The organism is Paractinoplanes rhizophilus (assembly GCF_042664765.1).
Classification (GTDB): domain Bacteria; phylum Actinomycetota; class Actinomycetes; order Mycobacteriales; family Micromonosporaceae; genus Actinoplanes; species Actinoplanes rhizophilus.
Genome location: NZ_JBHTBJ010000005.1, coordinates 299,892 through 326,226 on the forward strand (window position 1 = coordinate 299,892; position 26,335 = coordinate 326,226).

Genomic DNA, 26,335 nt, shown 5'->3' on the forward strand with positions numbered 1-26,335 from the left:
AACCAAAGGAAGTCGATGCGACGATGCGCTCATGACCGCATCGACACCCGGCTTTCCGACCTGGGTGGATCTGGGAACGGCCGATCTCGAGGGGGCACGGCGCTTCTATTCGGCGCTGTTCGGGTGGGGCTTCGAGGACGACGGGGCCTATACCACCTTTCTCCTCAACGGGCGGCCGGTGGCGGGCGCCGGGCCGCTCTACGACGCGGGGCAGCCGACCGCCTGGAGCACGTACATCGCGACCGACGACGCCGACGCCGTGGCGGCCCGCGTGGCGGCCAACGGCGGCAAGGTCCTGGTGCCCCCGTTCGACGTGCACGACCAGGGCCGCATGGCGGCGTTCCTGGACCCGGGCGGCGCGCCGTTCAGCGTCTGGCAAGCCGGCACGATGTACGGCGCGGAACTGTTCGACGTGCCCGGGAGCCTCACCTGGAACGAGCTGAACGCCCGCGACCTGGAGGGCGCGCACGCGTTCTACGGCGCGGTCTTCGGCTGGCAGTTCCGGCACAGCTCGATCGGCGACATGCCGTACCTGGTGGCGAAGCGCAACGAGACGCCGATCTGCGGCATCCAGCCGATGACGGCCGAGAACTGGCCGGCCGACGTGTCCCCCCATTGGATGGTCTATTTCGCGGTGCACGACTGCGACCGCTCGGCCCAGCACGCGCTGGCGCTGGGCGGCCGGGTGCTGTTTCCGCCGGCGAGCTTGCAGTTCGGGCGCTACGCGGTGCTCACCGATCCGCAGGGTGGCATGTTCGCGGTGCTGGCCTCCCACCGCCGGCACTCGGCTTGACGCCGCGGCCCCGCGCTCAGCCCCGGCCCGGAAGCGGTCGGCGCCGCGCTCAGCCACGCACCGGGACCACCAGCGGGCCGTGCTCGCCCTCGATCACCCGGACCCGCACCCGGTAGTGCTCGGCCAGGTTGCCCTCGGTCAGCACGTCCCGGGGCGTGCCCGCCGCGACCACCTTCCCGGCCGCGAGCAGGACCATCCGGTCCGCGTACTCCCCCGCGGTCGTGAGGTCGTGCATGGTCGCCAGCACGGTCAGCCCCCGCTCGGCCCGCAGCCGGTCGACCAGCTCGAGGACCTCCTGCTGGTGTCCGATGTCGAGGGCGCTGGTCGGCTCGTCGAGCAGCAGGATCCGCGCCCCCTGGGCCAGCGCCCGGGCCAGGAACACCCGCTGGCGCTCGCCGCCGCTGAGCGTGTCGAGCCGCCGCCCGGCGAACCGTTCGAGATCGAGCTCGCCGAGGACCTGGCCGACGGTGGCAAGGTCGGCGGCCGACTCGCGCCCGAGTGGAGGGACATAAGGGGTACGCCCCAGCAGGACGTAATCGAATACCCGCATGGCGGGCGGCACCACCGGCGACTGCGCGACGGTGGCGACGGTCTTGGCCCGCTCCCGGCGATGCAGTTTGTCGACCGCGACGCCGTTCAGCTCGACCGCGCCCTCGAACGGCAGCAGTCCGCCGATCGCCCGCAACGCCGTCGACTTGCCCGCGCCGTTGGGCCCGATGACGGTCACCCACTCGCCGGCCCCGACGTCCAGGTCGACCCCGTCGACGATGAGCGCCCGCTCCAGCCGCACCCGCAGTCCCGCGACGACGACGGCCCGCTCGGGGTCGCTCCCGCCTGTCGGGCCGGGACCGGCGGCGTCGCGCTCGGGCTCGCGCGCGCTCGTCAGGCCGGGACCGGCGGCGTCGCGCTCGGCGTGCGTCGCGTCGACGGCGTCGCGGTCCACATAGGTCGGGCCCGCGCCGTCACGCTCAGCATGCGTCAGGCTGGCGCCGTCGCGCTCGGCATGCGTCGGGCCGGCCGCGTCATGGTCCGCGTTTCTGGTCATGGGGCGGCCGTCCGCGTCGTCCGCAGCACGACGATGAAGAACGGGGCGCCGAAGAAGGCCGTCACCACCCCGATCGGGATCTCGGCCTGGCCGCCCGCCGTGCGCGCCAGCAGGTCGGCCAGGGCGAGGAAGGCCCCGCCGAACAGCACCGACAGCGGCAGGATCGAGCGGTAGCTCGGGCCCGCCAGCAGCCGCATGGTGTGCGGGACGATGATGCCCACGAAACCGATCAGCCCCGACACCGAGACCGCCGCGGCCGTGCCCAGCGAGGCGGCGACGATCAGCAGGTAGCGGCTGCGCTGCGGATGCAGGCCGAGGCCGGTCGCCTCCTCGTCGCCGACCGTGAGCACATCGAGCTCGCGTCGTTGCGAGAGGACGATCGCGCCGGTCACCGCGGCATACGGCAGCACCAGCAGCACGTCGTGCCAGCCGGCGGTGGCCAGGCGGCCCAGCAGCCACGAGTAAACCTCGCGCAACGTGTCGACGTGCTGCTGCATCACGTACGTCTGAGCGGCCGCCAGAAATGACGAAACCGCGACCCCGGCCAGGATCAGGGTGGCCGGCGAGCGATCGCGGCCGCCGGCCGCGCCCAGGATCCAGGTCAGCGCCACCGCGATCAGCGCGCCCGCGAAGGCCGCCACCGGCACGCCGAACGGCAGGCTGGTCGTCGCGTCGCCGGTGGTCGACCGGAAGGCGATCACCGCGGTGACGCCGAGGCCGGCTCCGGCGGCCACGCCGAGCAGGTGCGGGTCGGCCAGCGGGTTGCGGAAGACGCCCTGGTAGGCGGCACCGGCCAGGGCCAGCATGCCGCCGACCAGCAGACCCAGCACGACGCGCGGAAGGCGTAGCTCGAGGAGGATGGCCACCTCGCGCTCGGAGAGGCCGCTGTGCAGCCGTACGCCGGGAATGAGATTGAGCAGCTCGGCCGCGACCCCCGCCGGAGGCAGCGCGACCGAGCCGAAGGCGAGGCCCGCGACCAGCGCGACCAGAACCGCGAGAACGCCGCCGGCCAGCCACGCCGGCTTCAGGCCGGCGGGCCGCAGTGCTCGCTCGCTCGGCCGCGCTTCGCGCAGGCCGGAAATCACGCCGGAACCTTGGCCACCGCGTCGGCAACGGACTGCACAAGATCAACCGTACGGGGACCCCAGCGCGACGCGATGTCGTCGTCGAGCGCGTAGATCTGTTTCGTCTTGACGGCGGTGATCGCCTGCCAGCCGGCGCGGGCGGCCACGGTCTGCGCCGACTGCTGGCAGCACTTGCTGTCGGCCAGGAAGATCGTGTCGGGGTCGGCCTTGACCAGCGCCTCCTGGCTGAGCTGCGGATAGCCGCCCTTGGCGCCGTCCGGGTCGGCGGCATCGGCCACATTGGTCATGCCGAACAGCGAGAAGATCGAACCGATGAAGGTCTTGGACGTGACCGAGTACAGCGTCGGGTCGAGCTCGTAGTAGTAGCTCAGCGGCTCGGTGCGGGCCGGCGCCCCCTTGACGATCTTGTCGATCTGGGTGGCCATCTGCTGGTGCAGCGCCTCGGCCTCGGCCACGTGCCCGGTGAGCGTGCCGAGCTGGGAGATCTCGGAGTACGTGTCGTCCATGCTGACCGCGGCGGGCGTCAGAAAGACCGGGATCTTGAGCTTGTCGAGCTGATCCACGATCTTGTCGGTGTCGTTGGAGAGCAGCACGAGGTCGGGGTTCTTGGCCGCGATCGCCTCGGCGTTCGGCTTGAAACCCGACAGGTCGGTCTTGGGGGCGTTGTCCGGGTACGTCGACTGGTCGTCGACGGCCACGACCTGCGGGCCCGCCCCGATCGCGTAGAGCATCTCGGTCGCGGTGGGGGTGAGCGAGACGATCCGCTTGGGCTGTGCATCGAGCGTGAGGTCACCGACGGTGACCGGGTACGTGACGGCGCCGGCCGACGGCGTGCCACCGTTCGAGCCGCCATCGTTGTCGGTGTCGTCGGTGCTGCCGCAGCCGCCCGCGAACAGCAATGTGGCAGCCGTCGCCGCGGCAATGAACACGCGTTTCATCGAATCCTCCTGTCGGCCGGGCAAGCGGTGTGCTTCGCCGACAGGACGCGGTCAACCCGGGCCCGCCCGCGAGGCGCCCCTCCCCGAGAGCGCTACTTCGCGACCGGCGCGCAGGCGACCTGGCTAGACCTCACCGGGGTCGATGAGGCATCACAGTTGCGGGACAGCGCCGGATTCCCACCGGCTTCGCTGCGACGCGGTCCCCCGCACGTTATCCCACCCCACCGGCGACGCTCGCCGCGGTGCTCGCCTGCGGGGAAACGCACCATTTCGCCGCGGGCCGGCTCGGCCGACTTTTGGCGGCTTGTCAGACCCTCTTCTTGGAGGTCTCGGCCTGCTTGGCGGCTTCCGGCGCGGCCTTCTCGGTGGCGGCGAGGTCGGCCGCGCGGTCAGTCTCGGCGGCGGGCTCGGCCACGCGGTCGCTCGCGGCGACGGGCTCGGCCGGGCGGTCGCTCTCGGCGACGGGGCGGTCAGCCAGGGCGGCGCGGTCGCCCTGGGCGGCGGCGCCTTCGTCGCCGGCCAGGGCCGCGCGGAGGCGCTGCTTTTCCGCGGTGCGGCGCGAGGCCGCGTCGGCCAGCTGCTCGCCCATCTTGTTGCGCCAGTCGGCCAGCAGGAAGTAGGAGAGGACGGCCGACAGCAGGAGCGCGACCATCGCCTTGATCAGGATGTTCAGCGGGAGCGGCAGGAGTAGCGCGAAGAACAGCACGAACAGGCCCAGGCGGCCGAGCGTGTACTTGACGGCGGGACTCATTCTTCTCTCCCTAACCCGCGCGGTGGCTCAGCCACCGGAGGCCGTAGAACCAGATCAGGCAATAGACGACCGTGAACGAGCCGGCCCCGGCCAGGCCGCTGGCCAGTGCCGGAAAGACGGGCGCGACCAGGCCCACGACGATCAGCCCGGCCGCCACACCGAAGCCGGCGGCCAGGACGGCCACCACGACCCGGTAGGCGCCCTGCTCTCGCGCGGCCCGGAACTCCTCGGTGAACAACCACAGCGGGAGGATCAAGGCGAGCCAGCCGCTCGTGTTGCCGAACTCGGCCGTCCGGGTCAGCGCCAGCACCCCCTCGAAGGCCAGCAGCAGCACAGCACCGATCACGAGCCCGGCCAGCGCGGTGCCGAGCAGATCGCCGACGGTGGCCAGGCGTCCGCTGGGGTCGCGGCGCGGGCGCCGCTCACTCTTGGTCTCGGTCATGACACCCCGAGGGTACGCCGTACCGAAGTGTCCCCTTACGCCCAGACCTGCTGCGGCTCGCTGCGTCGGTCGGCCAGGCTCGGGGCCTCGTCGTACTCACGGACGACCTCGTAGCGCGTGTTGCGCTCGACCGGGCGGAAACCGGCGTCCCAGATGAGGTGCAGCAGGTCGTCGCGGTGCATCGTGTGCGGCGTCCCATACGCGTCGGCGTCGTGGGTGATTTTGTATTCGACCACCGAGCCGTCCAGATCGTCGACGCCGAAGTTCAGGGAGAGCTGGGCCACCGACAGGCCGTGCATGACCCAGAAGTTCTTCAGGTGCGGCACGTTGTCGAGCAGCACCCGGGAGACGGCGAACGTCTTCAGCGACTCGGCGGGCGCTGCCATCGTCGTACGCGATTGGAGCCTGTTTCTGATCTTGCCGTCCTGGGAGTCGACGAAGTCGTGCTGGTAACGCAACGGGATGAAGACCGCGAACCCGTGCGTCTCGTCCTGCAGCTCGCGCAGTCGAAGGACATGGTCGACGCGGTGCCGTCGCTCCTCGATGTGGCCGTAGAGCATGGTGGCGGGCGTCTTCATGCCTTTCTCGTGGGCGAGGCGGTGGATGCGCGACCAGTCCTCCCAGTGGCAGTCGTGGTCGACGATGTGCTGCCGGACCTCCCAGTCGAAGATCTCGGCGCCGCCGCCGGTCAGCGACTCGAGGCCGGCCTCCATCAGCTCGTCGAGGATCTCGCCGGCGGATAGCCCGCTGATTTTTTCGAACCACTGGATCTCGGTGGCGGTGAAGCACTTGAGCTTGACGCCGGGGAGCGCGGCCTTCAGCTCGCGGAGCACGGTGGGGTAGTAACGCCACGGCAGGGTGGGATGGAGGCCGTTGACGATGTGCAGCTCGGTGAGCCCTTCGCCCTCCATTTCCTTGGCTTTGCGGACCGCCTCGTCGACGCGCATCGTGTACGCGTCCTTTTCGCCGGGTTTGCGCTGAAAGGAACAATAGGCGCAGCTTGCACTGCAAACGTTGGTGAGGTTGAGGTGCCGGTTGACGTTGAACATCACCCGCTCACCGTTCAGCTCGACGCGCCGGTGGTGGGCCAGCCGGCCGAGCCAGGCAAGATCATCCGACGCGTACAGCGCGATGCCGTCCGCGCGGGTCAGCCGATCTCCGGCGTAGACCTTCTCTTCCAGCTCACGCTTGAGTCCGGCGTCCATGTGCTGCCCCTTCCCTCATCTGGTCGTCGAGACTACGGCTCCCCTCCGACAAGAAACTCCGACCCCAGCGCGGAGGCGTTCCATGTCATGCTGTCGTTCTCTGGATTCCCAGCCTTCTTTCACCTTCGATCAATCGACAGGCCTGCGCGGCATGCGGTAAGCAATGAAGGGGACACCGCACGGACGGGGAGCAGATGGCGACAGCACGACAGGCAGACCGACGAAACCGCACGGCGCATCCTTGGTGGCGCCCCGCGGTTTACTCGGCTGCCGCGACCGCGGCCATCGCGGCGCTGTTCAATCCCGTTCCCGCGCTCGCCACGCCCGGCGCGCCGCCGGTACCGGGCGCCCCCATCGCGGTTCCCGACGTGGGCTCCCGCCCGATGGCGCTGGGCACGCTCGTGCTGCCCGGGCAGGCCACCGCCACGACGCCCGCGGTCACGCCGGTCATCGGCGCCGCGACCAGCCCCGCCCTCCAGCAGATCGAAAAGGGCCGGGCCGAGATCGCCACGATGGGCGACGAGCTGATCCAGGTCGGGCAGGACCGCGATCTCGCCAAGGCCCAGCAGGAGACCGCCGCGCAGAAGTACGAGCAGTCCGTCGCGCTGATGCAGGACGCGCGGTCCGCGGCCGCGTCCGCCGCCGCCAAGTCGGTGATCGAGGCCGCGGCGATGCCGCCCGGCGCGTTCGACTCCGGGCTCGCCGGCCTCGACGACCTGGCCCGCCTGCAGCGCGGCGACACCGGCACCGAGCTGGCCGCCGCCCGGCAGCTGGAGACCGCCGAGACGTCGGTCCAGCTCACCCTCGACGAGGAAAATCTCGCCAAGCAGCGATACGACGAGCTGGTCAGCAAGTACAACAAGCTCAACACGCAGCTCGGCAAGAAACAGACGGCGCAGCAGGCCCTCGAGCTCGCGCACGCCGACGAGTTGACCGCGGCCGAGGCCACCGAGACCGCGACCGACAGCCGGCTCGGCGCGCAATACCTGGCGGGCGCCAGCGCCGGCCGCGGCGCCGACCCCAGGGCGATCAAGGCGCTCGAGTTCGCGCTGGCCGAGCGCGGCGACCCATATCTGTGGTCCGCGGAGGGCCCGAACGCGTACGACTGCTCCGGCCTGATGTGGGCGGCGTACCGGTCGGTCGGGTTCCAGCTCGCACGGGTCTCCCGCGACCAGTACTGGCAGACCCACGAAAAGGTCGTCGACCGCTACTCGCTGCTCCCGGGCGACCTGCTGTTCTTCAGCTACTCCAACAGCTGGCGCGGCATCCACCACGTCGCGATGTACGCCGGCCAGGGCCCGATGGGCCAGGGCCTGATGGTCGAGGCGCCGCGCACCGGCCTCAACGTCCGGCTCGTCCCGGTCCGCTGGTCGCGGCTCTTCCAGGCCACCCGGGTCTTCGGCTCGGTGCCGGGCGTCACCGAGGGCCCGACGCTCGGCCGCCCCGACCCCGACACGGACGGCCCCACCACGCCCGACAACACCACGCCGGCGACGACCAGCCCGACGCCGAGCCCGTCGGCCACCACCAGCAAGCCGGGCACGACGCCGCCCACGACGCCGGGGACGACGAAGCCGACCACCGACCCGACGCCCACCAAGCCGACCACCGACCCGACGCCCACAGGGACGCCGACCACCGAGCCGACGGGCGAGAACCCCACGTCGCAGCCGACCGGGACGCAGACCACGACCCCGAGCGGCGCCAACTCGTCGAGCGGCTCGAACCCGCCGTCCGGTAACTCCTCGGCGGCGGCTTCGTCCCCGACCTCCTCGTCGACGTCGTCGGCGGCATCGACGTCCACCTCGTCCGCGCCGACGACCTCGACCTCCACCTCGTCGGCCTCGACCCCGTCGTCGTCGAGCACCAGCTCGGCCACCGCGGCCGAGCACGCATCGGCGTCCGCCTCGGCGAGTTGATCGGTACGGCTATCGTCCGCCGGGGCGGTAAAGATCGCCTTTCCGGCGGTAAGGACCCGGCCGCGCGAGTGGCCGGGTTGGTGCCGGGTGTGCTGACGCGCACGGATATGGCACGGTAAAGGCAGCGCCCGACGTCCCGGACCGTCGGCATGCGCGGTCGGGAGGTTTCATGGACGAGCGGCAGGCGACGCCGGACAGCGACGGCACGAGGCCGGCTACCGGTGACGACCAGGAGGCGTACGCCCCTCCGCCGCCGCCTGCCCCGGGCGCACTCTGGTCCGCGCCCACCGCGGCCCCGCCCACCCCGAATGCGCCCACCTCGACCTCACTCACCTCGATCCCGCTCGTGGCGGGCGGCCCCTCGAAGAGCGACGCTTCCAAGAGCGAGCCTTCCAAGAGCGACGCTTCCGAGAGCGACGCTTCCGAGAGCGAGCCTCCGAGGAACGAATCTTCCGAGAGCGAATCTTCCGAGAGCGAATCTTCCGAGGGTGAGGATTCGACGAGCGAAGCTCAGGCCGACAAAGACTCCGCCGACAAGTCGGGCGAAGCAGGCAAGCCCGCGGTTGCTCCGGTGAGTGTCTCGGCGAGCGGCCGGGCGACCGTCGGAAAGCCTCCAGGGTCGGTCAGTGCCTCGGCCCCGGTGTCCGGTCCCGGCCGCGTGTCCGGCTCGTTCAGCGCATCGGCTCCCGTTTCCGGTCCCGGCCGGGTGACCGGACCCGGGCGCGTCACCGGCTCCGCTCGCCCCATCAGCCCGTCCGGTCAAAGCATCGCGCCCGAGCGGGTCGACGGCTCGTCACGTCAGCTTCCGGCCACGCCGAGCTCCGGCGCGGCCCGCGCTGCCGTTCCCGGCGCCATCAACCCCGACCCTGGCGCCGTGCGTGCCGGATCCTGGCCGAGCGGCCAGGCGAAGGTCTACGGCGGCCGCCCGGCGGAGTCGCCGTCCGCAGACAAGCCCGCCGACCTCATCCCGTCCGACCCCAAGCAGACCGACCCCAAACTGTCCGACCCCAAACCGTCGGACCGCAAGCCGTCCGATCCCCAGCCGTCGGACCCCGGGCCGTCGGATCCCAAGCCGTCCGACCCCAAGCCGTCGGAGCCCAAGCCGTCGGACCCCGAACCCGCGGAGCCCAAGCCCGAGCCAGGCCCCGGAAAGCCGGAGCCGGAGAAGCCCGAGCCGCCCCGCCCGGTCCCGCCGACCAGGCCCGAGCCGGCCCGGCCCGACCCGACCAAACCGTTCGAGCCGCCGGCGCCGTTCCCGCAACCGGGACCGCAGCCCGGCCCGTTCCCGAGTCCCGTCCCGCCGGGCCCCGGTCCGTCTCCGGTGCCGCCCGGCCCGGGTCCGTCGCCCATCCCGCCCGGTCCCGGCCCGTTCCCGGTGCCGCCGCCCGCGCCGAGCCCGGTCCCCGACCCGCCCGGCCCCAACCCGATCCCCGGCCCGCCGCAGCCGGTCTTCCCACCCCCGCCGAGCATCCCGCCGGCGACCGCACACCAGGGCAACCCGGCAGCCGCACACCCGGGCAACCCGGCCACGCACCCGGGCAACCCGGCGGCGCACCAGGGCAACCCGGCCGCACAGCACGGCAACCCGGCCGCACACCAGGGCAACCCGCCGGTGGCCGCGCACCAGGGCGGCGTTCTCCCGACGTACACGATGCCGCCCTCGACCCCCGCCCGCCCGGCCGCGACGCCGCCGCCTCAGCACCCGTTCGGGGTCGGCGGACCGGCCTCGGTCACCCAGCCTTTCGGTGCGACTCACGCCCCCACCGCCCAGGTGAGCCCGCCGCCGGTCGATCCGCCGGCGTTCGATCCGGCGGCCACCACGGCCCTTCCGCAGCAGCGCGGGCCGGGCGGCACGGTCTACGGCACCGGTGGCTATCCGTCGATCGACACCACGATGCCCGTCTCGACCAATCCGGTGGAGAACTCCGGCTCGCTGACCGGCCACATCCTGGCCCAGGGCTGGCGTGACGAGATCGTCGACCGGCGGCGCAGCAACGTCAAGGTGGCGATCGCCATGATGGTGGTGCTGGGTTTGCTGGTGACGGTGAGTGTGGTATTCCTGTTCACCGCCGGGAGCGCCTTCACCGACATGATTTCGGGGATGTTCGGCTGAGCTACCCTTGCGGAGTTTGCGCCGATGGGTGAGCCTGCCCACTGCCGGTGCGGAATGCGGTCGGCGTCCCAAACGTTGAGCCGTACACTTATGACAGTTGTTGACGCGGCGTGCCTTCACGGAGCACGCCACGGGCGTTCTTGCGGGCATTACAGCGGCGGGCTCATGGCAGCCGCGGCGGGCCATTCGCGAGCATGCGCCCCCGTAGAGAGGTTCTCTTGACCACTTTCGCTGATCCCAGCACGTTCCCGTCCGTTTTCGAAAACCCCCAGGTAGACCCCGTCCAGGCCACAACCGCCCAGACAGACGCAGTCCAGACAGACGCAGTCCAGGCAGCAGAAGAGACGCAGACCACGGCGGCGATCGAGACACCGATCGAGACGCCGGTCGAGATCACCCCGAAGAGCTTCGGCGATCTTGGTCTGCCGCCCGAGATCGTGCGCGTGCTCACCCGCGAGGGCATCACCACCCCGTTCGAGATCCAGGCCGCGACCATGCCCGACGCGCTGTCCGGCCGGGACGTGCTCGGTCGCGGGCAGACCGGCTCCGGCAAGACCCTGGCGTTCGGCCTGCCGCTGCTCACCCGCGTCGCGCAGGGTGGCCGCGCCCGGCCGCACCACCCCAAGGCCCTGATCCTGGTGCCGACCCGCGAGCTGGCCATGCAGGTGGCGGACGCGCTCCAGCCGCTGGGCCGCTCGGTCGGCGTCTTCCTCAAGACCGCGGTCGGCGGCGTGCCGTACGACCGTCAGATGGACGCCCTGCGCCGCGGCGTCGAGGTGATCGTGGCCACCCCCGGCCGCCTCGGCGACCTGATCGAGCGGGGCGCCTGCAAGCTCGAGGACGTCGAGGTCACCGTGCTCGACGAGGCCGACCAGATGGCCGACATGGGCTTCCTGCCCGAGGTCACCGAGCTGCTGGCCAAGACCCCCGCGAACGCGCAGCGCCTGCTCTTCTCGGCCACTCTCGACGGTGACGTCGACACTCTGGTCAAGCGGTTCATGCACGACCCGGTCACGCACTCGACCGCGCCGGTCGAGGCCAGCGTGTCCACCATGGACCACCACCTGCTGATGATCCCGCCGCAGGAGAAGTTCCCGATCACCGCGGCGATCGCCAACCGCGCGGGCAAGACGATCGTCTTCGCCCGCACCCAGATGGGCGTCGACCGCCTGGTCGAGCAGCTCCGTCAGGTGGGCGTCCGGGCCGGCGCGCTGCACGGCGGCAAGACCCAGCGGGTCCGCACGCGTACGCTCGCCGAGTTCAAGGAGGGCCGCACCAACGTCCTCGTGGCGACCGACGTCGCCGCCCGGGGCATCCACGTCGACGGCATCTCGCTGGTCGTGCACGTGGACCCGCCCAAGGACCCGAAGGACTACCTGCACCGGGCCGGCCGCACCGCACGGGCCGGCGAGTCGGGCGCGGTGGTCACGCTGGTGCTGCCCAAGCAGCGGCGCAGCACCCAGGTCATGATGGGCAAGGCCGGCGTGGCGCCGGGCGAGGTAAGGGTCCGGCTGGGCGACGAGAAGCTCACCGAGATCACCGGCGCGCGCGAGCCGTCGGGCGTCCCGGTGGTGGACGAGCCGGAGCCCCGGCGCGGCGATCGGCCGCGGGGCCGTTTCGGCGACCGGCCGCAGCGCTCGTACGGCGATCGTCCGCAGCGTTCATACGGTGACCGTCCGCAGCGCTCGTACGACGACCGCCCCCGCCGGGACGGCGACCGCCCGCAGCGCCCGTACGGCGACCGCCCGCAGCGCACCTACGACGACCGCCCCCGCGGCGACGGCGACCGCCCGCGCGGCGAGCGCTCCGAGCGGGGCTTCGCCCCGCGCAACGGCGAGCGCACGGGCGGCTTCCGTCGCGACAACCAGCGGAACGATCGCCGCGACGGCTCGTCGACCCGCTTCGGCGCCCGCCCGGCTCGCACCTACTGAGGGCACCCCGCCCACTGAGGGCGCCCGCACCCTGAGGCACACCTGTGATCCCCGGCAGATTTTGCCGGGGATCACTGGCATTGTGGGACCATGCCGACGATGCCCAAGTCGCTGTTCTGGGAACGACGGGACACCGCTGGGGCGGAACACGCCCTGGTGGACGCCCACAGCGGCCTCTACGCCCGCGGGACGGTCCTGGCCGTCGATCCGATCCCCTTCACCTGCCGCTACGAGCTGCGCACCGAGCCAGGCTGGTCGACCGCCCACGTGGACGTGACCGCCGAGGGCGCCGGCTGGGTGCGCAGCGTCCGGCTCGAGCTGGCCGCGGGCCGCTGGCGCGCCACGACGGCCGAGCAGGGCGACCTCGACGCCGTGCTGCGGGCCGGCGGCCACGCGGGCGCCGGCTTTCCCGGCATCGAGGATCCCGATCAGCTGTACGGCGCGTTCGACGTCGACCTCGGCGGCTCCCCGCTGACCAACACGCTCCCCATCCGACGGCTGGGCCTGCTCAAGGCGGAAACCGGCGTCTCACACCGGATCAGCGCGGCCTGGGTCCTGATCCCCAGCCTCGAAGTGGTCCAGGCCGACCAGATCTACACGCCCCTCGGCGACAACAAGATCCGGTACGCCAGCGAGACGTTCAGCGCCGATCTCACGGTCGACGACGAGGGGTTCGTGCTCGACTACCCCGGCCTCGCCGCACGAACCAAACGACAGTAAATCTCAACCCAGGCCTGGCTGGGGCCGGTTCTCCCACTTCGTCGACAGGGCGATCGCCGTACGCGTCGAAGCGACCCCGGGCGTGCGGTTGATCCGCACGATGAGCTGCTCGAGCTCGGCGATCGTCCCGACCCGCACGGTGAGCTGGTAGGACTCCACGCCGGCCATGAAGTAGCAGCTCTCGACCTCGGGCATGGCCCGCACCGCGGCGAGCACGTCGTCGGTGTCGGCGCCGGAGTCCTCGATGATGCCGATCAGCGCGGTCACGCCGAGCCCGAGCGCCTCGTGGTCGACGTCGGCCCGATACCCGCGGATGGTGCCGGCCGCTTCCAGCTTGCCGACGCGCTCATGTACGGCGGGCGCGGAGAGTCCGACCTTGCGGGCCAGCTCGGCGTACGACGAGCGCGCGTTCTCCCGTAGCAGGTCGATCAGCCGGAGGTCGATGGAGTCCATGGGTCAGACCCTAATCGGGTGGCAGATAGCTACTCACGCCCGGTAGCGACGAATCGGCGGCAGGATAACGATCACTGTCGCAATTAGGGCTTTTTCCGCATTCCAGGGACTCGGTTCCGGGGCGATGCTCTAATGGCTTTACGTCCCGATCGAGCACGCCGACACTCACCGTGATCACGGCCGCTCCAAGACCGACGCGAGGAGGGGGTTGTGGACACTGGAGATCGTCTGCTGACACCGGGCGAGGTGGCCGCGCTGTTCCGCGTCGACCCCAAAACGGTCACGCGATGGGCCGCCGCCGGGCGTATCGGCAGCATCCGCACTCCGGGTGGCCACCGCCGGTTCCGTGAGTCCGAGGTCCGCGCGCTGCTCGAGGGCGACGGCGTGGTCGAGGAAATGCGCGAGGACGACGCCGCCAATCGCCCCCGCAACGCGGGCCCGAGCAATCCCGGCATGGGTTACGGCCCGCCGAACGGCTTGCGCTGAGCATTGAGCTCGCCCCTCCAGCGGGCAAAGAGCGTGTGCGGCACGCCCAGCCCGTCGAGCACCTTTCCGGCCACGAAATCGATGAGCTGCTGCGCGCTCGCCCCGGCCCCGGCGCCATAGAAACCGGGGCTGGCCGGCAGCACGACCGCCCCGGCGTCGTGCAGTGCGATCAGGTGCTCGAGGTGACTGCGGGTGACCGGGGTCTCCCGCGGCACCACCACCGTGCGGCGGCGTTCCTTGAGGTTGACCTCGGCCGCCCGCTGCAGCAAATCCTTGGAGAGCCCGATGGCTATCCCGGCACACGCCGCCGTGCTGGCCGGCACGACCGCCATCCCCTTCGCCGGGTAGGAGCCGCTGCTCGGCCCGGCCGCCAGGTCGCCCGCCGGCCAGTAGGCCAGGTCACCCAGATCGCGACCGAGCCACGCCGCCACGTCGTCCTTCCAATGCGCGTCGCGCACGGTCGCGCCGGTCTCGTCGAGCAGGGTCAGTCGCGCCGCCCGGGAAACGACGAGGTCGACCGATTCGCCCGCGTCCAAAAGACCGATCAAGACCGCTTTCGCGTACGGGGTCCCCGAGGCACCCGAGACGCCGACGACCCACGGTTCACGCATGCCTCAAGTGTGCCCGCTCATTCCGCGCCGATCAGCGCGCTCGCCGGGAACGCCTGGGTGACCGGCATCCACGAGGCGGGATCGGACGGCGGCACGTACTTGCCCGATTTGATCATCCGGCCCAGCTCGACAGTGTCGACCGCGTTCCGGCTGCGCGCCTCCTCCACCCGCAGGGTGCCGAGGAAGGCGTAGCAATACGTGTTCAGGCCGGTGTTGCCGCCCTTGGTGTCCTCCGGGCAGAGCACGCCGTCGCGCGGCCGGCCGTGCTGGGCGCCCGCCGGGCTGATCCGCAGCGAGATGGTGGCGAGCGGCCGGGAGGCCGGGGAGTCGGGCTTTCCCCGCCGGGCGACGGCGTCGGCGGTCGGGATGAACAGCGCGGATGCCGACGTAATTTCGACAAGCTGATAGCCCTCGGGAACGTAGTCGGCGCCGAACCCGATGCGCACCGGCTCGGGTGTGCCCAGCTTGAACGCGTCGGCTACCTGGCGCAGCTCCTTGGGCGTGAGCGCGGACTTGCCGGGCCCGTTCGCCCGCGAGGCGACCAGCGCCATCGCGTCATCGGCATACTCCCAGAGGAACATCGGGCTGCCGTCGGCGTCGACCTGGTAGGCCGGCCGGCCGCGAACCGGCGCGGTCGGAGTGATCTTCGCGCCGTCGAGCGTGCTCCGCGGGTCGACGCCGCGGTGGTAGAGCGTGATCTCACCTTCCGGCGCGTCCCCCGCGCCGTCCTCCTTGTCGACCGGCGCCGTTTCGCCCGCCAGGGTCCATCGCATCGGGTCGCCGACCTGGAGCTTGCCGGTGGTGTAGGCGCTCAGCAGATAGTTCACCTCGGGGGTCGGCTTCGAGGTCGCGCTGGGCGAGGGCAGTGGCCCGGCCTGCTGGATCGTCCGCTGCGGTGCGGAGACGAGAAACGGCGCCGCGATCACGACGGCCACCGCCGTCCCGGCCGCGAGGACCCATCCGGCGCGTCGGCGGCGCCGCAGCCGCTTGCCGGCCCGGACCACGTCCGCCACGTCGTAGCGCGGCGGCGGCGCGTCCGCCCGCACCTCGTCCAGCAGCTCAGACAACCTCATAGCGAGCCTCCGTCCGCTCGTCGATGCCCGGGTCGGCGCCGAGGATCCGGCGGAGCGCGTCGAGGCCCCGCGACGTGTACGCCTTGACCGTGCCCTCGGGGCAGCGCAGGGCGGCCGCCGTCTGCGGCACGCTGAGCCCCTCGAGGAACCGCAGCACGAGCACCGCCCGGTGGTGGACCGGCACCCGCAGCAGCGCCGCGCGCAACCGCAGCCGCTCGTCGACGGCCGGGGTGACGTCGTCGTCCACCACGTCCGGCATCGCGTGGCTCAGCGACTGCTCGCGCCGCCACCACGGCCGCCGGGTCTCGTCGATGGCGGCTCGCACCACGGCGGTGCGGGCGTACGCGTCGGGGTTGTCCACCCGCCCCCACCGCACGTACAGCCGGGCGAGCGCGGCGAGGACGGCGTCCTCGGCCAGCTGCCAGTCGCCGCAGGTGAGGTAGGCGAGCCCGCGCAGCGCGTCCATCCGCGCCGCGACGAACTCGCGGAACTCGGCCTCGTTGTCGCTCACGCCGATAAGACGGACGAGACCAGCCTTCGGGTTACACCAAATAGGGGTCGACCCGCGACTGCCTCCTCATCAGCCCGAAAGGGGCGATCGCCCGCGGCGCCGGAGGCGACGCCAACAGGCTCAGTCACAGCAAAATCAGGTCGAGCAGCGCGAACAGGAACAGCGCGATCGCGACGAAGCCGTTCGCGGTGAAGAACGCTCGGTTGACCTTGGAGAGGTCGGTCGGGGTGACCACGATGTGCTGGTAGGCGAACGCCGCCGCGGTCAGCGCCAGGCCGAGCCACCAGAGCCAGCCCAGGCCCACCACGGCGCCGAACCAGACGAACAGCGCGAAGGTCACCACATGCGTGACGGTGGAGATGTGCAGCGCGGTGCGCACGCCCCAGCGGGCCGGGGTGGAGTGCACGCCGATCCGGCGGTCGATCTCGACGTCCTGGCAGGCGTAGATGATGTCGAACCCGCCGATCCACAGGCCGACCGCGACGCCCAGCAGCCAGGCCGGCCCCGAGCCGGCGAACGTGCCGGTGATGCCGAGCCAGGCGCCCACCGGGGCGACCGCCTGGGCGAGCGCCAGGACGTAATGCGGGTAGTTGGTGAAGCGCTTCGCGTACGGGTAGAGCACCAGCGGGATCACGGCCAGCGGGAACAGCACCAGGCACAGCAGATTGAGCAGGCCCGCCGCGACCGCCATGACCACGAGCGAGACCAGCGCGCCGGTCCAGGCAGTGCGCACCGAGACGGCGCCGGTGACCAGCTCGCGATTGTTCGTACGCGGATTTTGAGCATCGATCTTGCGATCGAGGATGCGGTTGGCGGCCATCGCGAAGGTGCGGCCGGAGACCATCGCGATCGTGATCAGCAGCAGGTCGACCCAGTGGATGCCGGTGCCCTCGCGGTCGAGGGCGACGGCGGCCGACAGGTACGCGAACGGCAGCGCGAAGATCGAGTGCTCGATCTTGACCAGCTCGAGGAACGACTTGATCCGGCCCGGCTTTTCCGGGACCGCGGCCACCGCTGTCATATGCCGTATTCCTTCCAGCGCTTGTCCACGAGCGCGACCACCTCGCTCGACATGGCCATCTCTTCCGGCCAGCCCCTGCTGTAGCCCTCGGACGGCAGCTTACGGGTGGCGTCGATGCCCGCCTTACCGCCCCAGAACTGCTGGTACGACGCGTGGTCGAGGTGATCGACCGGGCCCTGGGTGAGCAGCAGGTCACGGTCGTAGTCGACGTTGCCGAACGCGCGGAACGCCACGTCGGCGTAGTCGTGCACGTCGCAGTCCTCGTCCACCACCACGATCAGCTTGGTCAGCGACATCAGGTGCGCGCCCCAGATCGCATTCATGATCTTTTGGGCGTGCTTCGGATACCGCTTCCGGATCGAGACGATCACGCAGTTGTGGAAGACGCCGGCGGCCGGCATGTCGTAGTCGACGATGTCGGGGATCAGCATGCGCAGCAGCGGCAGGAAGATCCGCTCGGTCGCCTTGCCGAGGCCGTGATCCTCCTGCGGCGGCTTGGCGGTGATGATCGAGTGGTAGATCGGCTTCTTGCGCATGGTCATGGTCTCGACGTGCAGCACCGGGAAGGGCTCGACCGGGGTGTAGAAACCGGTGTGGTCGCCGAACGGGCCCTCGGGGTGGCGCTCGCCAGGCTCGAGAAAGCCCTCCAGCACGATCTGGGCGTGCGCGGGGACCTGGAGCGGGACGCTCAGGCAGTCGACCATCTCGACCCGCTCACCGCGCAGGAAACCAGCGAAGAGGTATTCGTCGATGTCGGACGGCAGCGGGGCGCTCGCCGCGTAGCAGACCACCGGGTCGCAGCCGATCGCCACGGCCACCGGCAGGCGCTCGCCCCGGCGCTCGGCCACCGCGTGGTGTGCGGTCGAGTCTTTGTGGATCTGCCAGTGCATGCCCAGCGTGTTTTTGGAGTGCTGCTGCAGGCGGTAGAGCCCGAGGTTGCGCTTGCCGGTCTCGGGGTGCTTGGTGTGGGTGAGCCCGAAGTTGTGGAAGATGCCACCGTCGCCGGGCCAGACCTGCAGGCCGGGCAGCCGGCCGAGATCGACGTCGTCGCCCTTGAGCACGACCTCCTGGCAGGGCGCGGCCTTGACCTTTTTGGGCGGCAGGGACTTGAGCTGGAGCGCCTTGCCGATGCCCTCGCGGATGCCGGACCAGCCGACCGGGAGCTCCGGCTTGATCAGCGAGCCGATCCGGTCGCCGATCTCGTCGAGGGACTCGACGCCGAGGGCCATCGCCATCCGCTTCTCGGTGCCGAACAGGTTGATCGCCACGGGCATCTCGCCGCGCGTGGGGCGCTCGAAAAGCAGGGCCGGACCGCCGGCCCGGACGGTGCGGGTCACCACCTCGCTGATCTCCAGCGTCGGGTCCACCGGAACGGTGACCCGGCGCAGCTCACCGGCCGCCTCGAGGGCCGACAGGAAGCTCTGCAGATCGTCATAGGGAAACCCACGAGGCACCATGCATCCAGTCTTCACCACCGGTACGACAGTTCGGCACTCGGGCGATCACCGTCACTCCGCATGTCCGATTCGCGTTGAGGTGGGCGATTGTTCCGCATCGGCCGACGATCGGCTCCCACGGCTCAGCGAGGTGACGAGTGAACGTTCGGAACGCGGCGCGGTGGTCCGCCCTGACCGCGGTCGCCGCCATGCTCATCGCGGCCGTTCCGACGGTCTCCGCCGCGGTTTCGTCGTCGCGGCGACCGTCGGCGGCACAGCTGCCGGCCTGCCCGGCGGGCCGGGCCTCCACCCGGCCGCCCACCACTGCGGCCGGCCCCGGCTCGCCCGGCGCCTGCCGCGCGTCCGGGCGCGTCCTCGAATCCGGGGTCCAGCTGACCAAGCCGGCCACGGCCGGCTTCACCCCGAGCGGCTACCACCACCTCGGCGCCAACTCGGCCGGCGAGTGGAGCGGCGTCTCCGGCCGCATCTCGGTGGTCGACGGGTCGATCCGGCCCGGCAGCTACGACTTCGTGGCCGGGCGCTTCATGGTCAAGCGGAACATGGGCGGTGGCCGGATCTCCTGGCTCGAGGCCGGCTGGGCCCAGACCGGTTGGGCCGGGCCGCTGCGGCAGCACATCTACACGTTCAACACCAACACGCACACGTGGCAGTTCTACGACCAGTACGCGCTGCGCCCGGGCGACCGGGTCTGGCTCGACCTGCACAGCGACGCCAACGGCGTGTGGGGGGCATGGTTGTGGTGGGGCAACCGATGGAACCTGCTCACCGCGCAGCGGCTGCCGATCGGAAGCAGCGCGTTCGTGGAGCAGTACGTGGAGGTGCACGTCGACTCGGGACGGCCGGCCCGCATCGACGTGCCCGAGGTGACGGTCGACAACGTGCAGTTGCGGCCGCCGGATGGAAGCGCGGCCCGGTATTGGCGGGATGACGTGCCTACGCTGACGGGATATGGGCCGGGGCAGCCGCAGCGGACCGGTGGTTTCTGCCTGAATTGGGTCAACCGGTACGACACGTGGACCGCGGGAGACTGCGGGCCGGACCGCGACGCCGGGGTTCCGGCCGGAGGGCGGGCCGTCATGCCGACGCCGGCAGCCCCGAGCTCGCCGGTGGCCCCGAATCCGCCGGATCTCGGCTCGCCGGGCTCGGAGACGGCGGGCTCGGAGACGACGGGCGTCGTTGAGCCGTCAGGGTCGGCTCAGGCGGTGACGCCCTCTGTTGAGCCGTCTCGGGGATCGCTGCTTGGGGATCTGCTCGGCGAGTAAGGCGTGGGGCTTTACATGCCGCCGGCGTTTGCGTAGGAGTGGAAGCCGCTGAAGAAGAGGTTGACGCCGAAGAGGTTCATCAGCATGGTGGCGAAGCCCAGCAGCGCGATCCAGGTCGCGACCGTGCGCTTGACGCTCGGAGTTGCCCTTGCGTGCAGGTAGCCGGCGTAGACGATCCAGGAGATGAACGCCCAGACCTCCTTGGGATCCCAGCCCCAGTAGCGGCCCCAGCTCGCCTCGGCCCAGATCGGGCCGGCGATCAGCGCGCCGAAGGTGAACAGCGGGAAGGCGAACGCGTGCAGGCGGAAGGTCAAACGCTCCAGGACCGCGGCTTCGGGGGTGTTCTTTCCCAGCGAGTACGGGAACTTCCGCTTGCCCTTGTCGTACCCGTCGCGGATCAGGAACATCGTGGCCGGCACCGCGCCGACCAGGAAGATGCCGGAGCCGATGATGATCGTCGAGACGTGGATGACGAACCAGTACGAGTGCAGGGCCGGCACCAGCGGGCCCACGGGGGTGTACGCGATCATCCCGGCCGCGCCGAGCAGCAGCACCAGCGCCAGCGAGACGAACAGGCCGATGTGCCGGACCGCCGGGCGGCGCAGCAGGATGCCCACCCAGACCGCCGACCCGACGAAAGTCGCGGAGAGGATGTACTCGTACATGTTGCCCCAGGGCATGCGGTCGGCGGCGATGCCGCGGGTGACCAGCGTGCCCAGGTGCAGCAGCAGGGCGACGACGTTGAGGCCGACCGCGACCCGGCCGATGATCTCGGCCTTTCGGTCGAAGGGCGGCGTGGTCTCGACCAGCTCGTCCTCGACAACGTCGTCATCGACCGGCGCGCCGGAGCCGACGAGCTGCCTGGCGGGCCGGACGGCGGCCCGGCCGATCCGGCTCCTGGAGCCGAAGGCGTACTCGGCGGCGTACCCCACCATCGCGGCCAGGTAGGCCAGCACGGTGACCGCCATCAGCTGATTCGACAACTCCGCCATCACGGCGTCCCTTCCTCGGCGGCCGTCACCAACTGTGCGAACTCGTCGGCGAAACCGGGATAGTCGGTGCGCGGGAGACCACCGGCTGACAACAACGTACCGCCGGCCGAACCCGGCGAGGCCGGCAGGGCGCGGAACCAGACCCGGCGGCGGCGCCCGGCCAGCGAGAGCATCAGCCCGGCCAGACCGATGGCGGCGCCGGCCAGCACCAGCGTCTGGGTCGGGTCGTACCGGATCGAGAGCGTGGCGAACGGCCGGGTGCCGAGGAACTCCAGCTTGGTGCCGTCGTCCAGGGTCCAGGTGTCGCCGATCTTGAGTTCGTGCGGGCGGGCGCCGCTGACGTTCTTGAGGTCGCCCGTCGCGATCTGGCCCTGGTTGAGCGCGTAGACCGAGCCGGGCGTGCCCACATCGAGGCCGAGGTCGCCGCGGTACGCGGTGAGGAACAGCCCGGGCGCGTTCTCGGCCGGGTACGCCGAGGTCGCGCCGTCGCCGACGGTCGGCAGGTAGCGGCCCTCGAAGCCCATCTGCAGGCCGGCGTCCCGCTTGTTGGTCTTGGGGTCGATGTTCACGTCGGGGAACTGGGCGACGCCCTCGCTGGTGAACATGCCGTCGACCGGCAGGAACGGCACGATCTTGGTCTGGGCGGCGCCGAACCGGTCGGTGTAGCGCAGGGTGACCGCGTAGCCGTGGCCGATCAGGTGCACGTTCGCGCCGTGCAGGCGCAGCGGGTCGTTGACCGTGAACTCGCGGATCTTCTCGGGACCGTCGTCCTCGCTCACCGCGACCGTCGCCGAGAACTTGTTGGGCTGGCCGCTGGGCTCGTACGAGGCCTGGAAGCTCTTCAGGTTCAGGCAGAAGTTCGGCAGGTCGGCGGCGTCGACCCGGGGACCGAGCGTGGAGTCGTCGTACTGCGCGAGCGAGTCGCAGAAGCCCTGGTCGGCGCCCTGCACCAGGATGCGGTTGCCGTGCCAGCCGTACCAGTGCCCGAAGCCCACCCCGATCAGCACCGCGAGCAGCGCGAAGTGGAACAGCAGGTTGCCGGTCTCCTTGAGGTAGCCCTTCTCGGCGGAGACCGTGAAGCTGCCGTCCTCCTGCTCGCGCACCCGCGTGCGCCAGCGACGGCGGCGCAGGATGCCGGAGATGTCCCGCGCGGCGTCGGCCGGCGCGGACGAGACGGACCGATCGGCGACGGAGACCGGCAGGCGGTCGAGACGCCGGGGTGCGTCCGGCGGGGCCTGGCGCAGCGCCCACGCGTGGTCGCGGAGCCGGGGCAGCACGCAGCCGATCAGCGAGGTGAACAGCAGCAGGTAGATGGAGGCGAACCAGGGCGACCCGTACACCTCGAAGCCGCCGAGCCGCTCGAGCCAGGGCGCCAACTGCGGGTGCGCCTGGTAGTACTCGGTGACGCGCTGCGAGTCGACCGCGCGCTGGGGGAAGACCGAGCCGGGGATCGCGGCGACGGCCAGCAGGAAGAGCAGGACCAACGCCGTACGCATGCTGGTGAGCTGTCGCCACGAGTTGCGCAACAGCGCCCACCAGCGGTGGGGCCGCTTCGGCGGCGGTTCGGCCGGCGGCGCGGGACGTTGCTCGACCACGGTCACAGCAGTGTCCCCCCGCCGAAGTTGAAGGTGGTCATCAGCCAGACCAGGAAGTGGTTCCACCCGCCGGTGATCAGCGCGACGCCGACCAGGATCAGCAGCACGCCACCTATCCGGGTCACCCACTGGCTGTTGCGCCGGATGGCCCGGAAGACCCCGAGCAGCTTGCGGAAGAAGAGCCCGAAGAGCACGAACGGAATGCCGAGCCCCAGGCTGTACGCGAGCGACAGGGTGACCGCCCGGCTGGTCTGCCCGCTGGTCGTGGCCATCGCGAGCACCGCGGCCAACGTCGGTCCGGTGCACGGCAGCCAGGAGAGCGCGAAGATCGCCCCGAAGACCGGCGCGCCGACCAGGCCCGCCGCCGGCAGCTTGCTGATCCGCACCTCGCGCTGCAGGCCCGGGATCCAGCCCAGATAGCCGAGGCCGAGCACGATCACCAGCACGCCGAGGACGATGTTGAGCGTGTCCTCGTGGCTCTTGAGCGCGAAGCCGATGTTGGCCACCAGGGTCACCAGCAGCGTGAAGACGACCGCGAAGCCGAGCACGAAGAGCGTGGTGCCGGCGAGCACGCGCCGGGTCTTGGCGGCGCCGGCGTCCATGTCGGAGCCCGCCAAACCGGTCACATAGGACAGATAGCCCGGCACCAGCGGCAGCACGCACGGCGACAGGATGCTGACCAGGCCGGCGATGGCCGCGACGGCGATGGCCAGCAGCAGCGGGCCGGTGCCGGCGATCGAGGCGAACTGGTCGCCCATCATCCGGTCGCCTCGGACGCGATCTTTTCGACCAGGGGCTGGAGCTGGGTGTGCGTGGTGGCCGCGCGCAGCGCCACCGCGATCCGGCCCTGCCGGTCGAGGATCAGGGTCTGCGGGGTGGTGGTCTGGGTGACGTCGAACTTCAGCGCCACCTTGCCCTCAAAATCATAAATGCTCGGGTACGTCACCCGGCCGCGCTCGAAGGCGATCGCCGCGTCCTTGTCGTCGCGCGAGTTGATCCCGATGAAGCTGACGCCCTTGGCCTTGGTCGCCTGGTACGTCGTCTCGAGGTCGTCGGCCTCGGCCCGGCACGGCGCGCACCACGAGCCCCAGAAGTTGACCACCACGACCTTGCCGCGGTCCTGCGCGACGTCGTACGTGCCGCCGCCGAGCAGGTCGCCGGTCACGTCGCCGACCTGCGGGCGCCGGTCGGGCGCGCACTCCACGACCTTGCCGGTGGTGGTGCATTTCTTGGCCCAGTTCTCCCCGCCGCAGCCGGACAGGACGGCCGCCGCGACGGCGGCGACGGCCAGGACCCCGGCGAGGCGGCGCATGGTCAAGCTCCCTTGGCGGTCTTGGCGGAGGCGGAGAGGGCGACCAGGTGGGCGGCCGGCTCGGAGTACTCCATACCGACGACGGTAGAGCCCTCGAACAGGAAGGTGGTGAGGCTGGCCAGGCCGCACTGCCGGCGGCGCGGGTCGTGCCAGAGCCGCTTCTTCTCCACGTACCGCCGCAGGGTCCAGATCGGCAGCTGGTGCGAGACGCAGACCGCCTCGTGGCCCTCGGCGGCGACCCGGGCGGCCTGCACCGCGGCGAACATCCGCTGGGCGATCTGCAGGTAGGGCTCGCCCCAGGACGGCGTGATCGGGTCGCGCAGCACCCACCAGTTGCGCGGGTTGGTGAACGCGCCGTCGCCGACCGACACCTTCTTGCCTTCGAAGAAGTTGGCGCTCTCGATCAGCCGGATGTCGGTGGCGATGTCGAGCTTGAACTCGGCGGCGATCGGAGCGGCCGTCTCCTGCGCGCGCTCGAGCGGGCTCGCCACCACATAGGTGACGTCGCGGGCGGCCAGGGTCTCGGCGGCGGCCTTGGCCATCTGCCGGCCCAGCTCGGAGAGGTGGAAGTCGGGCAGCCGCCCGTACAGGATCTTGCCGGGGTTGTGCACCTCGCCGTGCCGCAGCACGTGCACCTTGGTCCTGGTGGGCTCGCTCACGCCAGGCTCCCCGCCGCGCGGGCCGCGTGCGGAAGGGCCGCGGCGATCTGTTCCAGCGCCGCGTCGTCCAGCGCCGTCGACACGAACCACGACTCGAACGCGCTGGGCGGAAGGTAGACGCCGCGGGCGAGCATGGTGTGGAAGAAGGCCTTGAACTGCGCCGCGTGCTGCGTCTTCGCCGATTCGTAATCGCGCACGTCGGTGTCGGTGAAGAAGATCGAGAACATGTTTCCCGCGTACGAGAGGCGGTGCGCCACGCCGGATTCGGCGAGCGCCGCCGAGGCGAGCGCGCCGACGGTGGCCGAGAGCTCGTCGAGCCGCTTGTAGACCGCGTCGTCGGCCAGGCGCAGCGAGGCGAGGCCGGCGGCGCAGGCCAGCGGGTTGCCGGAGAGCGTGCCCGCCTGGTAGACCGGGCCCGCCGGGGCGAGCCGCGACATGATCTCGCGACGCCCGCCGAACGCGGCCGCGGGCAGGCCGCCGCCCATCACCTTGCCGAAGGTGAACAGGTCGGCGTCGACCGGCTCGAGGCCCGCCCAGCCGCCGGCCGAGACCCGGAAGCCGGTCATCACCTCGTCGACGATCAGCAGCGCGCCGTGCGCGTGGGCGATCTCGGCGAGCCGCTGGTTGAAGCCGTCGCGCGGGGCGACCACGCCCATGTTGCCGGCCGCTGCCTCGGTGATCACCGCGGCGATCTCGGGACCGTTCGCCGCGAAGGCGGCCTCGACGGCGGCGGCGTCGTTGTAGGGCAGCACGATCGTCTCGGCGGTGGCCGCGCCGGTCACGCCGGGCGAGTCGGGCAGGCCGAGCGTCGCGACGCCGGAGCCGGCCGCGGCGAGCAGCGCGTCCACGTGCCCGTGGTAGCAGCCCGCGAACTTGATCACCTTGGCGCGGCCGGTGTACCCCCGGGCCAGCCGGATCGCGGTCATGGTGGCCTCGGTGCCGGAGTTGACCAGGCGTACCTGGTCGACCGCCGTACGCCGGACGATCTCCTCGGCGAGGTCGACCTCGCCGGCCGTGGGCGTGCCGAAGCTGGTGCCGCGGGCGGCCGCTTCCCGCACCGCGGCGACGATCTCGGGGTGCGCGTGCCCGTGGATCAGCGGGCCCCAGGAGCAGACCAGGTCGACGTAGCGCCGGCCGTCGGCGTCGGTGAGCCAGGGCCCACGGCCCTCGGCCATGAACCGGGGTGTGCCGCCGACCGCCCGGAACGCACGCACGGGTGAATTGACCCCGCCGGGCACGATGGCCGAGGCGCGGTCGAACAGGGCCTGGGAGGCCGGGGCGTCCTCCGGGTACGGGAAGCCCTCGGCGCGGTATGAGGTGGTCACAGCGGCTCCCATTCTGTCAGCGACTCACGCGTGCCGTCTCAAGAGGGTTGTTCACGTCGTGCGTACGTCACACCAGCCCGTCCGGTACGTCCCGATACGAACGCGCCCAACGGGCAGATCAACACCTCGGACGATAGGCTGACGTGGTGGAGCGACCGGAACTGACCATCACGGTTGAGCGTGCTCCCGACGAGGTCGTTCTCCACCTCGCCGGGGAGATCGACGTGCTCACGGTCACCAACCTCTCCGCCCTGGTCAATGAGACCCTGGCCGATCCACCGCCGCGCATCGTGCTCGACATGGCCGGGATCACATTCTGTGACTCCCAGGGCCTCGGCACGCTGGTGGTGCTCAGCCGCAAGGCCCAGCACGCGCGCACGGTGCTCGCGCTGACCAACGTGGGCGACTTCCTCATGCGCGTCCTCGACATCACCGGCCTGCGCAGCGCCCTGATGATCAGCTCGGTGTCGTAGACCGCACAACAGGGTTGCCTTGACATCGGTGTGAAGGCCTAGACGAGTGATGACTGGGTTGAGCTGGGTCAGTGGTCGTAGGCGATCAGGCTGCGGGTGACCGGTTGGCCGGTTTTGTGGTTGTGCCAGATCGCGGCGGTCATGGCGAGTAGGCGTTGGGCGA

27 protein-coding genes, 1 pseudogene and 1 riboswitch are annotated in these 26,335 nt (G+C 71.0%); of the genes and pseudogenes, 9 read left to right on the top strand and 19 right to left on the bottom strand.

The genetic code is table 11. The features are described 5' to 3' along the window. Positions 1–31 precede the first annotated feature (31 nt). Positions 32–793, top strand: coding sequence for a VOC family protein (locus ACFQS1_RS10505; RefSeq protein WP_378966279.1), 762 nt, complete (start codon positions 32–34; stop codon positions 791–793). A gap of 49 nt (positions 794–842) precedes the next feature. On the opposite strand, the gene ACFQS1_RS10510 is transcribed toward ACFQS1_RS10505, so the two are convergent. From ACFQS1_RS10510 to mqnE, 6 genes are all read right to left on the bottom strand, one after another. After that, complete coding sequence (locus ACFQS1_RS10510) at positions 843–1,589, bottom strand: ABC transporter ATP-binding protein (protein WP_378966388.1); 747 nt, start codon at positions 1,587–1,589, stop codon at positions 843–845. A gap of 245 nt (positions 1,590–1,834) precedes the next feature. Then, positions 1,835–2,923: a FecCD family ABC transporter permease gene (locus ACFQS1_RS10515; RefSeq protein ID WP_378966281.1), complete on the bottom strand. Its 1,089-nt coding sequence runs from the start codon at positions 2,921–2,923 to the stop codon at positions 1,835–1,837. After that, entirely contained in the window at positions 2,920–3,861 is a 942-nt protein-coding gene (locus tag ACFQS1_RS10520; protein WP_378966283.1) for an ABC transporter substrate-binding protein, read from the bottom strand. Before ACFQS1_RS10520 ends, ACFQS1_RS10515 begins: the two co-directional genes overlap by 4 nt. Before the next feature lie 109 nt (positions 3,862–3,970). Next, a riboswitch (cobalamin riboswitch) is annotated at positions 3,971–4,095 on the bottom strand. Between the two features lie 73 nt (positions 4,096–4,168). Continuing rightward, positions 4,169–4,612, bottom strand: coding sequence for a DUF4229 domain-containing protein (locus ACFQS1_RS10525; RefSeq protein ID WP_378966285.1), 444 nt, complete (start codon positions 4,610–4,612; stop codon positions 4,169–4,171). Between the two features lie 10 nt (positions 4,613–4,622). Then, positions 4,623–5,054 (bottom strand): hypothetical protein, encoded by a 432-nt coding sequence (locus ACFQS1_RS10530; RefSeq protein WP_378966287.1) that lies wholly within the window; start codon positions 5,052–5,054, stop codon positions 4,623–4,625. Between the two features lie 35 nt (positions 5,055–5,089). Beyond that, positions 5,090–6,259, bottom strand: coding sequence for an aminofutalosine synthase MqnE (gene mqnE, locus ACFQS1_RS10535; protein ID WP_378966289.1), 1,170 nt, complete (start codon positions 6,257–6,259; stop codon positions 5,090–5,092). Positions 6,260–6,627: 368 nt separating this feature from the next. On the opposite strand from mqnE, the gene ACFQS1_RS10540 reads away from it, so the two are divergent. From ACFQS1_RS10540 to ACFQS1_RS10560, 5 genes are all read left to right on the top strand, one after another. Next, positions 6,628–8,178 carry a C40 family peptidase gene (locus ACFQS1_RS10540; protein WP_378966291.1) on the top strand — a complete coding sequence of 517 codons (1,551 nt, stop codon included), beginning with the start codon at positions 6,628–6,630 and terminating at the stop codon, positions 8,176–8,178. Positions 8,179–8,486: 308 nt separating this feature from the next. Beyond that, positions 8,487–8,753, top strand: coding sequence for a pentapeptide repeat-containing protein (locus tag ACFQS1_RS10545; RefSeq protein WP_378966294.1), 267 nt, complete (start codon positions 8,487–8,489; stop codon positions 8,751–8,753). A 299-nt stretch (positions 8,754–9,052) separates the two neighbouring features. Next, a complete protein-coding gene (locus tag ACFQS1_RS10550) occupies positions 9,053–10,291 on the top strand; it encodes a hypothetical protein (RefSeq protein ID WP_378966296.1) in 1,239 nt (412 codons plus the stop codon). Positions 10,292–10,509: 218 nt separating this feature from the next. Beyond that, positions 10,510–12,222, top strand: a complete 1,713-nt coding sequence (locus tag ACFQS1_RS10555; RefSeq protein ID WP_378966298.1) for a DEAD/DEAH box helicase — start codon at positions 10,510–10,512, stop codon at positions 12,220–12,222. Between the two features lie 90 nt (positions 12,223–12,312). Continuing rightward, a complete protein-coding gene (locus ACFQS1_RS10560) occupies positions 12,313–12,942 on the top strand; it encodes a putative glycolipid-binding domain-containing protein (RefSeq protein ID WP_378966300.1) in 630 nt (209 codons plus the stop codon). A gap of 3 nt (positions 12,943–12,945) precedes the next feature. Here ACFQS1_RS10560 and ACFQS1_RS10565 read toward each other — a convergent pair whose 3' ends face one another. Next, positions 12,946–13,395 carry an Lrp/AsnC family transcriptional regulator gene (locus tag ACFQS1_RS10565; RefSeq protein ID WP_378966302.1) on the bottom strand — a complete coding sequence of 150 codons (450 nt, stop codon included), beginning with the start codon at positions 13,393–13,395 and terminating at the stop codon, positions 12,946–12,948. 210 nt (positions 13,396–13,605) lie between these two features. Between ACFQS1_RS10565 and ACFQS1_RS10570 the strand changes: the two genes are divergently transcribed. Continuing rightward, positions 13,606–13,881 carry a BldC family transcriptional regulator gene (locus tag ACFQS1_RS10570; RefSeq protein ID WP_026206443.1) on the top strand — a complete coding sequence of 92 codons (276 nt, stop codon included), beginning with the start codon at positions 13,606–13,608 and terminating at the stop codon, positions 13,879–13,881. On the opposite strand, the gene ACFQS1_RS10575 is transcribed toward ACFQS1_RS10570, so the two are convergent. The 5 genes from ACFQS1_RS10575 to ACFQS1_RS10595 form a co-directional block, all read right to left on the bottom strand. Further along, entirely contained in the window at positions 13,854–14,492 is a 639-nt protein-coding gene (locus ACFQS1_RS10575; protein WP_378966305.1) for a UbiX family flavin prenyltransferase, read from the bottom strand. The genes ACFQS1_RS10570 and ACFQS1_RS10575 overlap by 28 nt on opposite strands. 17 nt (positions 14,493–14,509) lie before the next feature. After that, the gene (locus ACFQS1_RS10580) at positions 14,510–15,565 is read right to left on the bottom strand and encodes a hypothetical protein (RefSeq protein WP_378966307.1); all 1,056 of its coding nucleotides are present in this window, start codon (positions 15,563–15,565) and stop codon (positions 14,510–14,512) included. Next, positions 15,552–16,076, bottom strand: a complete 525-nt coding sequence (locus ACFQS1_RS10585) for a SigE family RNA polymerase sigma factor (RefSeq protein ID WP_378966310.1) — start codon at positions 16,074–16,076, stop codon at positions 15,552–15,554. Before ACFQS1_RS10585 ends, ACFQS1_RS10580 begins: the two co-directional genes overlap by 14 nt. Positions 16,077–16,200: 124 nt before the next feature. Continuing rightward, positions 16,201–17,097 (bottom strand): menaquinone biosynthesis prenyltransferase MqnP, encoded by an 897-nt coding sequence (gene mqnP / locus ACFQS1_RS10590; protein ID WP_378966312.1) that lies wholly within the window; start codon positions 17,095–17,097, stop codon positions 16,201–16,203. After that, positions 17,094–18,554 carry a menaquinone biosynthesis decarboxylase gene (locus tag ACFQS1_RS10595; protein ID WP_378966314.1) on the bottom strand — a complete coding sequence of 487 codons (1,461 nt, stop codon included), beginning with the start codon at positions 18,552–18,554 and terminating at the stop codon, positions 17,094–17,096. The genes mqnP and ACFQS1_RS10595 overlap by 4 nt, the downstream gene beginning before the upstream one ends. Before the next feature lie 137 nt (positions 18,555–18,691). Here ACFQS1_RS10595 and ACFQS1_RS10600 point away from each other — a divergent pair, with 137 nt between their 5' ends. Then, the gene (locus tag ACFQS1_RS10600; RefSeq protein WP_378966316.1) at positions 18,692–19,816 is read left to right on the top strand and encodes a hypothetical protein; all 1,125 of its coding nucleotides are present in this window, start codon (positions 18,692–18,694) and stop codon (positions 19,814–19,816) included. Between the two features lie 11 nt (positions 19,817–19,827). On the opposite strand, the gene ccsB is transcribed toward ACFQS1_RS10600, so the two are convergent. From ccsB to hemL, 6 genes are read right to left on the bottom strand one after another with little or no spacing between them, the layout of a single operon-like run. After that, positions 19,828–20,808 carry a c-type cytochrome biogenesis protein CcsB gene (ccsB, locus tag ACFQS1_RS10605; protein ID WP_378966319.1) on the bottom strand — a complete coding sequence of 327 codons (981 nt, stop codon included), beginning with the start codon at positions 20,806–20,808 and terminating at the stop codon, positions 19,828–19,830. Beyond that, a complete protein-coding gene (resB, locus tag ACFQS1_RS10610) occupies positions 20,808–22,409 on the bottom strand; it encodes a cytochrome c biogenesis protein ResB (protein WP_378966321.1) in 1,602 nt (533 codons plus the stop codon). The genes ccsB and resB overlap by 1 nt, the downstream gene beginning before the upstream one ends. Continuing rightward, positions 22,406–23,161, bottom strand: coding sequence for a cytochrome c biogenesis CcdA family protein (locus tag ACFQS1_RS10615; RefSeq protein WP_378966391.1), 756 nt, complete (start codon positions 23,159–23,161; stop codon positions 22,406–22,408). The genes resB and ACFQS1_RS10615 overlap by 4 nt, the downstream gene beginning before the upstream one ends. After that, positions 23,161–23,721: a TlpA family protein disulfide reductase gene (locus ACFQS1_RS10620; protein WP_378966323.1), complete on the bottom strand. Its 561-nt coding sequence runs from the start codon at positions 23,719–23,721 to the stop codon at positions 23,161–23,163. Before ACFQS1_RS10620 ends, ACFQS1_RS10615 begins: the two co-directional genes overlap by 1 nt. Beyond that, the gene (locus ACFQS1_RS10625; RefSeq protein ID WP_378966326.1) at positions 23,718–24,374 is read right to left on the bottom strand and encodes a histidine phosphatase family protein; all 657 of its coding nucleotides are present in this window, start codon (positions 24,372–24,374) and stop codon (positions 23,718–23,720) included. Before ACFQS1_RS10625 ends, ACFQS1_RS10620 begins: the two co-directional genes overlap by 4 nt. Continuing rightward, entirely contained in the window at positions 24,371–25,711 is a 1,341-nt protein-coding gene (gene hemL / locus ACFQS1_RS10630; protein WP_378966328.1) for a glutamate-1-semialdehyde 2,1-aminomutase, read from the bottom strand. The genes ACFQS1_RS10625 and hemL overlap by 4 nt, the downstream gene beginning before the upstream one ends. Before the next feature lie 134 nt (positions 25,712–25,845). On the opposite strand from hemL, the gene ACFQS1_RS10635 reads away from it, so the two are divergent. Next, a complete protein-coding gene (locus ACFQS1_RS10635; RefSeq protein WP_378966330.1) occupies positions 25,846–26,172 on the top strand; it encodes an STAS domain-containing protein in 327 nt (108 codons plus the stop codon). Between the two features lie 68 nt (positions 26,173–26,240). Here ACFQS1_RS10635 and ACFQS1_RS40645 read toward each other — a convergent pair. Continuing rightward, positions 26,241–26,335 (bottom strand): annotated as a pseudogene (locus tag ACFQS1_RS40645) (IS982 family transposase); the annotation flags it as partial.

Excerpts from the sequence above, each read along its gene's own strand:
- ACFQS1_RS10525 (WP_378966285.1), bottom strand. The coding sequence starts at position 4,612 with ATGAGTCCCGCCGTCAAGTACACGCTCGGCCGCCTGGGCCTGTTCGTG.
- ACFQS1_RS10545 (WP_378966294.1), top strand. The coding sequence starts at position 8,487 with ATGCGCCCACCTCGACCTCACTCACCTCGATCCCGCTCGTGGCGGGCG.
- mqnP (WP_378966312.1), bottom strand. The coding sequence starts at position 17,097 with ATGACAGCGGTGGCCGCGGTCCCGGAAAAGCCGGGCCGGATCAAGTCG.
- ACFQS1_RS10595 (WP_378966314.1), bottom strand. The coding sequence starts at position 18,554 with ATGGTGCCTCGTGGGTTTCCCTATGACGATCTGCAGAGCTTCCTGTCG.
- ACFQS1_RS10560 (WP_378966300.1), top strand. The coding sequence starts at position 12,313 with ATGCCGACGATGCCCAAGTCGCTGTTCTGGGAACGACGGGACACCGCT.
- ACFQS1_RS10530 (WP_378966287.1), bottom strand. The coding sequence starts at position 5,054 with ATGACCGAGACCAAGAGTGAGCGGCGCCCGCGCCGCGACCCCAGCGGA.
- hemL (WP_378966328.1), bottom strand. The coding sequence starts at position 25,711 with ATGGGAGCCGCTGTGACCACCTCATACCGCGCCGAGGGCTTCCCGTAC.
- mqnE (WP_378966289.1), bottom strand. The coding sequence starts at position 6,259 with ATGGACGCCGGACTCAAGCGTGAGCTGGAAGAGAAGGTCTACGCCGGA.
- ACFQS1_RS10615 (WP_378966391.1), bottom strand. The coding sequence starts at position 23,161 with ATGGGCGACCAGTTCGCCTCGATCGCCGGCACCGGCCCGCTGCTGCTG.
- ACFQS1_RS10520 (WP_378966283.1), bottom strand. The coding sequence starts at position 3,861 with ATGAAACGCGTGTTCATTGCCGCGGCGACGGCTGCCACATTGCTGTTC.
- ACFQS1_RS10580 (WP_378966307.1), bottom strand. The coding sequence starts at position 15,565 with ATGAGGTTGTCTGAGCTGCTGGACGAGGTGCGGGCGGACGCGCCGCCG.
- ACFQS1_RS10505 (WP_378966279.1), top strand. The coding sequence starts at position 32 with ATGACCGCATCGACACCCGGCTTTCCGACCTGGGTGGATCTGGGAACG.
- ccsB (WP_378966319.1), bottom strand. The coding sequence starts at position 20,808 with ATGGCGGAGTTGTCGAATCAGCTGATGGCGGTCACCGTGCTGGCCTAC.
- ACFQS1_RS10575 (WP_378966305.1), bottom strand. The coding sequence starts at position 14,492 with ATGCGTGAACCGTGGGTCGTCGGCGTCTCGGGTGCCTCGGGGACCCCG.
- ACFQS1_RS10565 (WP_378966302.1), bottom strand. The coding sequence starts at position 13,395 with ATGGACTCCATCGACCTCCGGCTGATCGACCTGCTACGGGAGAACGCG.